The organism is Neobacillus sp. DZ-9, from assembly GCF_059587065.1.
Map to the genome: position 1 here is coordinate 92535 of NZ_JCAIOL010000004.1, position 12015 is coordinate 104549.

The window sequence follows — 12015 nt, forward strand, 5'->3', positions numbered from 1 at the left end:
ATGACCATCCAATTAAATAATTTCTCACTAGACTTTTTCTCCCTGACCGGCAAGGTTGCGATTGTTACGGGAGGCAATACAGGGTTAGGCCAAGGCTATGCCGTGGCTCTTGCCAAAGCCGGTGCGGATCTATTTATCGTAACCCATGGCGATAATTGGGATGAAACAAGAGGACTAATTGAACAAGAGGGACGCCGTGTTGAGTTTTTTCAAGCTGATTTATCAAAGCGTGAAGTTATAAAAGATGTGGTAGCTGCTTGCGTTAGCGCCTATGGGAAAATTGATATTCTAGTAAACAATGCGGGAACGATTCGACGAGCACCATTACTTGAGTATACTCCGGAGGATTGGGATGCCGTAATGGAGCTCAACTTAAACTCTGTTTATTTCTTAAGTCAAGAGGCTGCCAAAGTCATGGTGAAACAGAAGAGCGGCAAGATTATTAATGTTGCCTCCATGCTTTCCTTCCAAGGTGGAAAATTCGTCCCTCCTTATACTGCCAGCAAGCACGGAGTAGCAGGGATTACAAGAGCATTTGCTAATGAATTAGCACAATATGGGGTTCAAATCAATGCGATTGCACCTGGATATGTGGAGACAGCCAATACAGCTCCAATTCTAGAAGACCAAGTGCGTAAAGCGGAAATCACCTCACGAATTCCAGCTGGACGCTGGGCAAATCCTGCCGATTTAATGGGCGTGGTCGTGTTCTTAGCGAGCAAGGCATCTGACTATATGAACGGGCATATTTTAGCAGTTGACGGCGGTTGGCTGGCTAGATAATTAAAAAAAGCCGTATCACATCGTGAAGTGATACGGCTTTTACCAAAATGGCTATGTTAAAGTGCATTGTTGATTTTTAACACTGTTGATTGGAGCGTAAATCAACAACTTAGTTTAACAAAGCCACCAAAATAAATGGGGGATCAATATGGTTGTAAATTTAGGAATCCGGGCCCATGATTTTGAAAACCTTTCCATCGAGGAAATAGCAAATGAGGCGGCAGCAAAAGGATTAACCTCTGTTCAGTTAGCACTAAGCAAGACCTTAAAAAATATTAATACGGAATTAGGAAGTTTAAGTCCTGGTTTTGCTCATACGATCAGATCTGTTTTTCATAAACGGGATATTCAAATTGCCGTACTAGGCTGCTATATCAACATGATTCATCCTGATCAAACGGAAAGAAGAAAAGGATTGGAACGTTTCAAAGAGCATCTTCGCTTTGCGAGGGATTTCGGCTGCAGCATTGTCGGAACGGAGACAGGAAATGTTCAGGCCGAAATATCGTTTACAGAGGAAAACTTTAAGGAACGGCCGTTTCATGAAGTAGTCGAAAGTGTCAAAGAGCTAGTTTACGAGGCTGAACGATTTGGTGTAATTGTGGGGATCGAAGGAGGAATCAATCATCCGATTCATACCCCAGGACGGATGAAGCGGTTACTAGATGCTGTTCCTTCTAATAATCTTCAAGTTATCTATGACCCGGCCAACTTTATCTCGCTCAATAATTATCAAAATCAGGAAGCGGTTATGAAAGAAGCGTTTGAACTGTTTGGCGACAGGATGGTGATTCTGCATGCAAAGGATTTTATCATCGAGAAGCACCAGATCAAAATCGTCCCAGTGGGTCATGGGATGTTAAATTATGATGCGTTATTCAAATTATTAAAAAACAAGAAGCCCTATATGACGATGTTAATGGAAAGTACAAAGGAACCGTTTATTGACGGAAGCATTGCCTACTTAAGGGGAAAATACGAAAAAGCCTAATTTAAAAGAAAGATGGGGTGCCATCATGCGAAACTTCATGGATGAGAATTTTTTATTAAACAATGAAACATCGATTCGTTTGTATCATGAATATGCAAAGGATATGCCAATCATTGACTATCATTGCCATTTAAGTCCAAAGGAAATCTATGAAAATAAGAAATTCAAAAACATTACGGATATCTGGTTATACGGCGATCACTATAAATGGCGGTTAATGAGAAGTAATGGAATAGAAGAAGAGTACATTACCGGAAGTGCCAGTGATTATGATAAGTTCCTGGCTTGGGCAAAAACCGTTCCTATGACGATTGGGAATCCCTTGTTTAATTGGACCCATTTAGAGCTGCAGCGATTCTTTGGGATTGATCAACTGTTAAACGAAGAAAGCGCCCCAGTTATTTGGGAGACAGTGAATGCCTTACTAAAGAGTGAAGGCTTTGGAGCAAGGGATTTTATAAAAAAATCTAATGTCCAGGTAGTTTGTACAACGGATGACCCTGTTGACAGCCTTGAATATCACAAACTATTAAAAGAAAAAACCGATTTTGATGTAAAGATACTGCCTAGCTTCCGTCCGGATAAAGGGCTGGAAATTAATCGGGCTGGCTATCTGGATTGGGTAAAGAAGCTTGAAGAGGTGTCCAGCATCGAAATCGATTCCTATGACCGCTTTTTACAAGCACTTGAATCAAGAGTCCGGTTTTTCCATGCAGTTGGGGGAAGAGTGTCGGATCATGCCATTGATGTGATGATGTATGACGATACAACCAAAGAAGAAGCAGCACAGATTTTTAAAGATGCTTTAGATGGCAAGAACATCTCCATTGAAGCTGAAAAGAAATATAAAGCGTATACCTTAACCTTCCTTGGAAAACTATATTCCGAATTAGGCTGGGCGATGCAGTTTCATATAAATGCCTTAAGAAATAATAATGTGCGGATGTTTGAGAAATTGGGCCCTGATACCGGATATGATTCGATCAATGACCAAGAAATTGCCAAGCCCTTGGTCCAGTTACTAAATGCGATGGAGCAGAAAAACGCCTTGCCTAAAACAATTATTTATTCGTTAAATCCTAATGATAATGCCGTTATTGCTGCGATAATCGGCAGCTTCCAAGGGGGAGGCACTCCTGGAAAAATCCAATTCGGAACCGCTTGGTGGTTCAATGATAATAAGTCTGGAATGCTTGATCAAATGCAAGCCTTAGCCAATGTTGGTCTATTCAGCCGGTTTATCGGGATGCTGACAGATTCTCGAAGCTTTCTATCGTATACAAGACATGAATATTTTAGAAGATTATACTGTTATCTCATTGGTGAATGGGTAGAAAATGGAGAAGTACCGAATGATACGGAATATTTGGGTAAAATCGTCCAAGGAATCGCCTACAACAACCCAAAAGAATATTTTCAATTTTAAATTTGTCCGTTGGCGAGGAGGTACGGAATGGAACAGTTAAATAAAGGCTTAGTCAAAGATTTGCAAACATATCCAGAAAAAGTCCTGCAATTTGGTGAGGGAAATTTCCTCAGGGCATTTGTAGATTGGCAAATAGATGTCATGAACAAGAATAATCTTTTTAATGGCAGTGTTGTGGTGGTACAACCGCGCGGTCAGGAAAAGATTGAAAAGCTTAATCAACAGGATGGACTCTATACCCTCTATTTACAAGGGCTGAAGGAAGGAAAAGCGGTTAAGGAGCATTCAACCATCACCAGTATTAGCAGAGGCATCAATCTGTTTAATCAGTATGATCAATACCTTGAACTAGCTTCGAATCCTGAACTGCGGTTTATTTTTTCCAATACGACAGAAGCAGGCATTGCTTTTGATGAAAATGATCAGTTAGAAGACCGGCCGCAAAAGAGCTTTCCAGGAAAATTAACGGCATTCTTATATCAACGATACAATAAATTTCAAGGGGATAGAGAGAAAGGCTTTATCATCATTCCATGTGAATTGATTGATCACGGTGGTGAAAAATTAAAGCAAATCATCTTGAAATATGCAGAACAATGGAATCTTGGTGAAGGGTTTGCCAATTGGATTGTAGAGGGGAATACCTTCTGTTCCAGTCTTGTCGATCGGATTGTTCCCGGATATCCGCGGGATACGATTGAAGAAATTACAGAAGAGCTGGGCTATAAAGATGATCTAGTGGTGGCGGGGGAACAATACCATCTATGGGTCATTGAAGGACCGCAATGGATTCGCGAGGAATTTCCAGCGCATTTAGCAGGATTAAATACATTGGTTGTCGATGACGCGACGCCTTTCCGGACGAGAAAAGTACGGATTTTAAATGGCGCACATACGGCGATGACACCTGTTTCCTATTTATATGGCATTAATACGGTTGCCGAGGCAGTTGGCCATGAAGTAATTGGATTATTTGTAAAGGAACTTATCTACGACGAAATTATTCCAACCTTGGACCAGCCAAGCGATGAATTACATGCATTTGCAGAAGATGTGTTAGATCGTTTTAAGAATCCATTTATCCAACATTTCTTATTAAGTATTTCTCTTAATTCAATGTCTAAATTTAAGACGCGAGATTTACCATCTTTACTAGATTACTATCATCATAAACAGAAATTGCCGAGAAAGCTCGTTTTCTCTTTTGCTGCACTTATTTCCTTCTATAAAGGAAAGAGGGGAGAGGAATCGATCGCACTATCAGATGAGCAGGATGTATTGGCATTATTCCAGGAGCAATGGTGTCAATATAATAGCAGCTTTGAAAGTGTTAGGGCCATCGTTCGGAGTGTGTTAGGATACGAAAAAGTGTGGGAGCAGGATTTAAACCAATTGCCTGGATTAACGGCTGCGGTTGCTAATGACCTTTACGAAATTGAATCATTGGGAATGAAAAAGGCAGTAGAATCCCTTATAGGTCAAAAGACAGCCAAATAGTGGGGGGAAAGCTAATGTTGGATATCATTCAGATACATGATATAGACAATGTGGTTGTGGCGTTAAAGGATTTAGCTGCAGGTCAAACATTTACAGTTGATGAAGTCATCATTGAACTGAAGGACGATGTACCAAGAGGACATAAAATCGCGATAAAACCTATTGTTGTCGATGAACATGTGGTGAAGTATGGATATCCGATTGGGCATGCCATTAAAGAAATTGATGTGGGAGAACACGTTCATACCCAGAATACAAAGACGAACTTAGACGGCATTCAAGAGTATCAATATAATCAAAAGCTAAATACGGTCCAATATGAAAAGGAGAACCTAACATTCCAGGGATTCAGAAGGAGTAATGGTGATGTTGGGATAAGAAATGAACTTTGGGTTGTTCCAACGGTAGGCTGTGTCAATGGCGTTGCCGAAAGAATGATTAAGCTGTTTGAAAAAGAAGTGGGTGATATAAGCCCTTTTGAAAATGTTCTGGTCTTAAAGCATAATTATGGCTGCTCTCAATTAGGGGATGACCATAACAATACCAAGAATATCCTAAGAGATGCCGTACTGCACCCGAATGCCGGCGGTGTCCTGGTGCTTGGGCTTGGCTGTGAAAACAATAATTTATATGAATTTAAGGAAAGCTTGGGGGAATTCGATGAAACCCGAGTGAAGTTTCTCGTTTCCCAGGAAGTGACAGATGAAATTGAAGCGGGCGTTTCATTACTAAAGGAAATCTATGAAAATGCAAAGGGCGATAAGCGAGAAACCGTCCCGCTATCAGAATTAAAGGTTGGTTTGAAATGCGGTGGTTCTGATGGATTTTCAGGGATCACGGCCAATCCGCTTCTAGGGAGATTCTCGGATTTCTTGGTTGCCCAAGGTGGAACAACGGTGCTGACAGAGGTGCCTGAAATGTTCGGCGCCGAAACGATTCTAATGGAGCGGGCGGCTGACAGGGAAGTCTTTGAAAAAACAGTGGATTTAATTAATGAATTCAAAGAATACTTTATTGAAAATAAACAGCCAGTCTATGAAAATCCTTCACCTGGGAATAAGGCAGGCGGTATTACTACGTTGGAGGATAAATCACTTGGTTGCACCCAAAAAGCAGGTACATCGATTGTAACCGATGTCCTTAAATATGGTGAACGATTAACACAAAAGGGTTTAAACCTGTTAAGTGCCCCTGGGAACGATCTTGTTGCATCATCTGCCTTAGCGGCTGCAGGCTGTCAAATAGTTTTATTTACGACCGGCCGCGGCACACCGTTCGGAGCCTTTGTGCCAACGATGAAGATTTCAACCAATACACCCATTTACGAAGCCAAACCGCATTGGATTGACTTTAATGCCGGAGTGCTATTGAAAAAGGAGTCAGATGTGGTGTTACGTGAATTTATCCAATACATCATTTCAGTGGCCAGTGGTGAATGGGTAAATAACGAAAAAAATGATTTTCGAGAGATTGCTATTTTTAAAACTGGAGTGACGTTGTAGCTAGTATTTTTATTTGAGAAATGCTGGTACCCTACAAATATACATGAACAAACAGGGTGTCGTTTAGATGAGCGACACCTTTTGGTTTTGCACGGGGTAAAATCACTGGAAGAAAACTCAGTGATTTTATATGTATTTCACCCCTAAGCGTGATGACTTTTTAAAGTAATGTAAGACAAGAGCGATCTGTCCTCATGGAGCTTTCATGAAGACAAAACACAGGCAGGGATAGCGAAACCTGTCTTCATGGAGCGTTCATGAAGACAAAGCACAGGCAGGGAAAGCGAAATCTGTCCTCATGGAGCTCTCATGAAGACAAAATACAGGCAGGAGAAGCGAAATCTGTCCTCATGGAGCTTTCATGAAGACAAAATACAGGCAGGAGAAGCGAAATCTGTCCTCATGGGGCTTTCATGAAGACAAGACACAGGCAGGGAAAGCGAAATCTGTCCTCATGGAGCTTTCATGAAGACAAAACCTAGGCTGGAAAAGCAAAATCTGTCCTTATAAATCGTATATTAATAGACTGGGTGCCAGATTAAGTTAGAGCACCCATTTCTGTATCCCAAAATCATAGTCCTGTACGATACCAATCGATAAATATGATTGACTCTTGCTGTATTTTTAATTATTATATGTTTAAACACTTAAACATATAAACATTCAAAAGTATTGGAGGACCAAATACAATGAAAAAGACAGCATTAATTACAGGAGCAACAAGCGGCTTAGGATATGAATTCGTCAAACTGTTTGCCAGCGATGGATACAATTTAATTCTAGTTGCTCGAGACGAAAAGAAGCTAAAGGAAATCAAACAATCCTATTCCCAAGTAGAAGTAACCGTCATCCCGAAGGACTTGAGTGTCATTGGGGCTGCAAAAGAAGTATTTAAAGAAATCGAAGATCATGGAATTGGCATCGATGTTCTTGTTAATAATGCTGGTTTCGGGTTAATGGGTTCATTTGATGAACTGGATATCCAAAAACAGCTAAATATGATTCAATTAAATATAACCGCACTAACGGAATTAACCTATTACTGTCTGCAAAAAATGAAACAAAGGAACGTTGGCAGAATCTTAAATGTAGCAAGTACTGCAGCATTTCAGCCAGGCCCGCAAATGGCAGTGTACTATGCTACCAAAGCATATGTGCTTTCATTTTCAGAAGCACTGGTGGAAGAGCTATCAGGCAGTTCGGTCACCGTGACAACCCTCTGCCCAGGGCCAACGAAAACCAACTTTGGAGCGGTGGCCAATGTTGAGGGCACTAAAATGTTCAGCAGGGCGATGGCATCTGATCAGGTGGCAAAGAGCGGATATAAAGCATTGATGAGCGGGAAGCGCGTGGTGATTACTGGAGGATTCAATAAGGCAGGTGCAGTTGGAGCTAAATTTATGCCAAGAAGTCTAGCTGCTAAAGTTGCGAAGTATGTTGCTGAGGAAAAGTAATGATATTTGGAGGAATTTTTTAATATGGCACAGCAAGCTATTGATGTTTTCAGGTCATGTATCCCATTATTTAACGCCTTAAGTGATCCGGCAAGACAGGACATTATCCTAATGCTTGCAGAACAGGAGCCGTTAAGTGTAAACGAAATTGCCGAGCAATCGAACCTATCACGCCCGGCCATTTCTCATCATTTAAAAATCATGCGCGACAATCACCTTGTTAAACTAGAACAAAAAGGGACACAGCGCTACTATTCGCTTTCTTTAGATCAAAGTGTCAAACAATTGAAGCAGTTAATTGAAATCGTGGAGAGTGAGTGTATTCTTTAGCTCCCTCAGGTATTAAACCTAATAGATAAAGGGAAAGGTGAGATTTACTCTTGGAAAAAATTTGGGCAACCGTAAATGGCATATTAATAGCAGATAATCCGGAAACATTTGTAACCAGAAGGATTAAAGAAGTAAATCTAGAATTCGGCGGGATTTTCGGCGATCGCCACTTTGGCGTAACGAGCAAGGCAGATTCGAGACAGCCGATGTACCCAAGAGGGACAGAGATTCTGAACCGCCGCCAAATAACAATTGTGTCTGAAGAAGAATTAGACAGGATTGCAGAAGAATTAAAGGTCGAATCGGTGCTGCCTGAATGGTTAGGGGCTAATCTTTTGATAACAGGATTTCCGGATCTAACAAAACTCACAATGGGCTCCCGCATCCTTTTTCCAAGTGGTGCAGGATTAATTTGTATGGGAGAAAATATGCCTTGCACCTTGCCTGGAGATGAAATCCAAAAGCATTACGATAACCACGAGAAGTTGTCCTTCCGTTTTGTACGCGCAGGCTATAAACGGCGCGGCATCGTATGTGCAGTAGAAAGACCCGGAAAAATTTATGAAAATGATGAAGTTCAGATTTTAGTGAATGATTTTAAAAACCCGATGCAGTAAATAAATGCATATCCATAGTAGTTCACAAAAATGGAAGGGGTCTTTTGGAAATTTACTAATAAATTGACCCCACCCATTATTTAAAGATATTTAAAATTAGATAATTTTTGAAGGTGGGACTTTAAAATATTTTTTAAAACATCTGCTAAAATAATGCGGATCGTTGTATCCGGTCATTTCGGAGACAAATTGAATATTTTTACATCCATTCATCAACAACTTTCTGGCATTTTCCATTCTAATTTTCGTTAGATATTCAATGACGGTGATTCCTGTTTCTTTTTTAAAAATTCTGCTTAAATAAGAGGGATTAGTATGTAAATGTTCTGCAATTGAATGTAATCCCACTTCGCCATCTTGATAATGACTCTCCATAAATGCAATAGCCTGAAGAGAAAGAGATTTTAATTCCAAAAGTGTTTGACGGGAGATAGAGATAGCCTCTATTAATAGAGTGCTTAAAAACGCCTTCATTTCCTCGATGTTGCGAAATTGCTCTGTAAATCTTTCAAATTGATTTAATTCCGTAAAGTAGTCCTTTTTTAACTGAAAATCATGAATCCCCTTGTTAATGCTGGTAATTAGTTCTTTTGTCACAACAAAAAACTTGGCAGAAGAGATTTTGCTTCGTTGACATAAAAGAATAATTTCCTCTAATTCCTTAAGGGAAAGGTCTTCATTCCCTGACTTTACTAGAACGGAGAACTTTTCAATTTTTTCTAGAATTGCACTATGGCTATCATCCTTTTCTTGAAGGAATTGATACATGTTTCCGCTGCCTTTCGTCAGCCGATTGTGTAATGCGAATTTTGCTTTTTGAAAAGCCTCGCCAAACATCTGCAGCTCATCCATTCTTGGTCCTATACCAATCGAGAACGATCGTTGGAAATGGCTTTTCAATGCGAAATGCAATGGCTTGATTTTATCGATATCATCAGACTTTATTAAATAAGTAGAAAACAGTTGGTGATTTAGCCCAAGATGATAAATTGGATTAGGGAAGTGTTGTAAAACAAATTTTGCTATTTGTCCTTGCAGGTTTTCTTCTACTTCAACATCGGAAGAAATTAATAGAAAACAAGAAGGTTCTCTTGCAACATCTGAAAAAAGCTCTTGATAAGCTTGAGTCAACATCTTTGTAACAGGCCCATTTAATAATTGGTAAGCAAGATAAGATTTCATTTCTTTAGGATCTAGAACGACAGATGTTAAGTTCTCTTTTTCCTTCTTTTCTTTAAATTTGTGAAGCATTTCAGCCAGGTCCTCTGAACGAACAGGCTTCAATAAATAATCGAAAACCCCAAGCTGAACAGCTCTTTGTGCATATTCAAATTTATCGTATCCCGTCAGAAATACAATCTGCAGCTCCTTCTGTTCCTGATGAAGCAATCCGGCAAGCTCTAATCCATTCATTAGCGGCATATTAATATCAATAATCACCAATTCGACTGGATTGTTGCGGATAAAATGTAATGCCTTTTCCCCGTTTTCGGCCTCACCTATAATGGAAAAGCCGAGTTCCTCCCAATTTAAGCAGCCCTTTATTCTTTCTCGAATGAATTGTTCATCATCAACTAAAAGAACTTTATACATATGCAATCTCTCCTTGTCGAATGGCAGGAATGATAATTTCAACAGATGTACCTTTTCCAGGATTGTTATGAATCTTGATGCCGTACTGTTCACCAAAGTATTGTTTGATTCGTTCGCTCGAGCTATATAGCCCAAAACCGATATTCCCTTTTTCTTCTTTTTCTTTTAATAATGATTCAATTGACTTATAAAACGTGCCTTCCCCGTGGTCATTGACAAAGATATGAATCTTATCTTTGTTCTTTTCACCGATAATTTCAATGTAAATGTGATCTTCTTCGTCCTTTAAATTATGACGGATAGCGTTTTCAATAATGGGTTGAAGAGAAAGTTTAACAATTTGATAATTAAAGATTTCAGGGTTGAAAATAAATTTATAAGCAAGTCTTTCTTTATATCTAATGCTAAGGATTTCTAAATAGCGTTTAGAAATAAGCATTTCTTCTTCCATGGAGATAATCTGATTTCCTTTACTAATAACGCCTCGATAAAAGTCAGCTAACTTATGGGTTAATTCAATTACTTCTTTTTTCTGTTCCATTTCTGCAAGTCCGCAGATATTTTCCAGTGTATTGTATAAAAAGTGGGGATTTAGCTGGGATTGTACACTAATAAGTGCGTATTTCCGTTTCTTTTCTTGTTCCTTTACGACTCTTTCCATCAGCCTTTTTGTTCTTCTCACCATTTTATTGAATTCTTTGGCCAGCACCCCTATTTCATCTCTGCTATTGATATCAAGAGAAACATCTAAATTCCCATTTTGTACCTCTTTCACAACATGATTGATTTTTTTTAAAGGCTTGGATACAAGATTAGATATTAATAGAGTAATCAAAACGACACTCGCCATCATGATGAACCCAATAAGAAGGAATGACCTCATGAGGGGCTTGTTTACGGCTAAAATGTTTTCTATAGGAACCAGGGCGACAAGGGTCCAGTTTAATTTAGGCAGTTCTTGGGATACTACTAGATACTCTCTGTCATCAAGAAGAACCCTCTGTCCGCTTTTCCTTTGTTTGATCAATGAAAAATAGGGTTCACTTTTTATTGATTGGTAAAGGTTTGAAGGGTTATGATGGGAAACAATCTTTCCGTCATGATTAACTATAAAAATATTTCCGTTCTGACCAAAATCAATAGAGTTATATTGCTTACGAATCCAGCTTTCCCTTAGATTTATTTGAATGGTCCCTAAAGGTAGTGCTGTCCTTTCAGAATTAAAGCGCTGGAAAAAGGAAACGATGTTTAATTGTTTACCATATAAAGTATAGTTACTTTGATAGACACCTTTCCATGCTATAGCTCTTACAGAGTTTTGCTTTAGCGTAATGGGGGATTGTTTACTCAGGACAGAAATCTCTCCCGAGTCATACACCAGGCCATTGTTTGCAAAGATCATAATGGAATCAACATAATCTTTTGTTCCCTTAATTTCACTTAAGACATTTTTAACTTCTTGATAATTTCGATGTTCCTCCAGTGAATGACTGGGAACCGGCTCGGAGGTATATTGTTGAATAATAGAGTTGGTTACGACTAATTCCGACAATTCTTCTGTTTCGTTAAAAATTAACTCTAGTTTATTTGAGATTTGGCTAAAATTTTGATTTGTGCTATCGATTGTTTGTTGAACTAGAATTTTAGAGGAGATTTGATAGGTAATAATCATGAACAATGACAAAAAACCAATTATTAAGCAAAGCAGGAAAAAGGTTATTTTAGCATTTATGGAAAAGGAAATAGGTTTACGTTTCTTTACATATGGAATGATGTTCCTCCATGCCTTCATCTTTATCACCTAAATTTTTATAGAATAAAA

General features: G+C 39.2%; 11 protein-coding genes. 9 read left to right on the plus strand and 2 right to left on the minus strand.

All coding sequences use genetic code 11. The features are described 5' to 3' along the window. Positions 1-6: 6 nt before the first annotated feature. The 8 genes from kduD (at position 7) to AC59HZ_RS12405 (ending at position 8600) form a co-directional block, all read left to right on the plus strand. Positions 7-783: a 2-dehydro-3-deoxy-D-gluconate 5-dehydrogenase KduD gene (gene kduD, locus AC59HZ_RS12370; RefSeq protein WP_496546582.1), complete on the plus strand. Its 777-nt coding sequence runs from the start codon at positions 7-9 to the stop codon at positions 781-783. 148 nt (positions 784-931) lie between these two features. Further along, positions 932-1774, plus strand: a complete 843-nt coding sequence (locus AC59HZ_RS12375) for a sugar phosphate isomerase/epimerase family protein (protein WP_496546127.1) — start codon at positions 932-934, stop codon at positions 1772-1774. A gap of 25 nt (positions 1775-1799) precedes the next feature. After that, on the plus strand, positions 1800-3200 hold the full coding sequence (gene uxaC, locus AC59HZ_RS12380) for a glucuronate isomerase (RefSeq protein WP_496546128.1): 1401 nt from the start codon (positions 1800-1802) through the stop codon (positions 3198-3200). A 27-nt stretch (positions 3201-3227) separates the two neighbouring features. Beyond that, entirely contained in the window at positions 3228-4697 is a 1470-nt protein-coding gene (locus tag AC59HZ_RS12385; RefSeq protein WP_496546129.1) for a tagaturonate reductase, read from the plus strand. 14 nt (positions 4698-4711) lie between these two features. Next, positions 4712-6199, plus strand: coding sequence for a UxaA family hydrolase (locus AC59HZ_RS12390; protein ID WP_496546130.1), 1488 nt, complete (start codon positions 4712-4714; stop codon positions 6197-6199). A 689-nt stretch (positions 6200-6888) separates the two neighbouring features. Continuing rightward, positions 6889-7653 carry an SDR family NAD(P)-dependent oxidoreductase gene (locus AC59HZ_RS12395; protein WP_496546131.1) on the plus strand — a complete coding sequence of 255 codons (765 nt, stop codon included), beginning with the start codon at positions 6889-6891 and terminating at the stop codon, positions 7651-7653. A 24-nt stretch (positions 7654-7677) separates the two neighbouring features. Beyond that, positions 7678-7983 carry an ArsR/SmtB family transcription factor gene (locus AC59HZ_RS12400; RefSeq protein ID WP_289989864.1) on the plus strand — a complete coding sequence of 102 codons (306 nt, stop codon included), beginning with the start codon at positions 7678-7680 and terminating at the stop codon, positions 7981-7983. A gap of 50 nt (positions 7984-8033) precedes the next feature. Next, the gene (locus tag AC59HZ_RS12405; RefSeq protein WP_496546132.1) at positions 8034-8600 is read left to right on the plus strand and encodes an MOSC domain-containing protein; all 567 of its coding nucleotides are present in this window, start codon (positions 8034-8036) and stop codon (positions 8598-8600) included. Positions 8601-8696: 96 nt separating this feature from the next. On the opposite strand, the gene AC59HZ_RS12410 is transcribed toward AC59HZ_RS12405, so the two are convergent. Together AC59HZ_RS12410 and AC59HZ_RS12415 are read right to left on the minus strand one after the other, a co-directional pair. Beyond that, positions 8697-10193: a response regulator gene (locus tag AC59HZ_RS12410; RefSeq protein WP_496546133.1), complete on the minus strand. Its 1497-nt coding sequence runs from the start codon at positions 10191-10193 to the stop codon at positions 8697-8699. After that, positions 10186-11865 (minus strand): cache domain-containing sensor histidine kinase, encoded by a 1680-nt coding sequence (locus tag AC59HZ_RS12415; RefSeq protein WP_496546134.1) that lies wholly within the window; start codon positions 11863-11865, stop codon positions 10186-10188. The genes AC59HZ_RS12410 and AC59HZ_RS12415 overlap by 8 nt, the downstream gene beginning before the upstream one ends. On the opposite strand from AC59HZ_RS12415, the gene AC59HZ_RS12420 reads away from it, so the two are divergent. Continuing rightward, entirely contained in the window at positions 11864-11998 is a 135-nt protein-coding gene (locus tag AC59HZ_RS12420) for a hypothetical protein (RefSeq protein ID WP_496546135.1), read from the plus strand. The genes AC59HZ_RS12415 and AC59HZ_RS12420 overlap by 2 nt on opposite strands. Positions 11999-12015 lie beyond the last annotated feature (17 nt).

Excerpts from the sequence above, each read along its gene's own strand:
- uxaC (WP_496546128.1), top strand. The coding sequence starts at position 1,800 with ATGCGAAACTTCATGGATGAGAATTTTTTATTAAACAATGAAACATCG.
- AC59HZ_RS12400 (WP_289989864.1), top strand. The coding sequence starts at position 7,678 with ATGGCACAGCAAGCTATTGATGTTTTCAGGTCATGTATCCCATTATTT.
- AC59HZ_RS12420 (WP_496546135.1), top strand. The coding sequence starts at position 11,864 with ATGAACAATGACAAAAAACCAATTATTAAGCAAAGCAGGAAAAAGGTT.
- AC59HZ_RS12390 (WP_496546130.1), top strand. The coding sequence starts at position 4,712 with ATGTTGGATATCATTCAGATACATGATATAGACAATGTGGTTGTGGCG.
- AC59HZ_RS12375 (WP_496546127.1), top strand. The coding sequence starts at position 932 with ATGGTTGTAAATTTAGGAATCCGGGCCCATGATTTTGAAAACCTTTCC.
- AC59HZ_RS12395 (WP_496546131.1), top strand. The coding sequence starts at position 6,889 with ATGAAAAAGACAGCATTAATTACAGGAGCAACAAGCGGCTTAGGATAT.
- AC59HZ_RS12415 (WP_496546134.1), bottom strand. The coding sequence starts at position 11,865 with ATGATTATTACCTATCAAATCTCCTCTAAAATTCTAGTTCAACAAACA.
- AC59HZ_RS12410 (WP_496546133.1), bottom strand. The coding sequence starts at position 10,193 with ATGTATAAAGTTCTTTTAGTTGATGATGAACAATTCATTCGAGAAAGA.
- AC59HZ_RS12385 (WP_496546129.1), top strand. The coding sequence starts at position 3,228 with ATGGAACAGTTAAATAAAGGCTTAGTCAAAGATTTGCAAACATATCCA.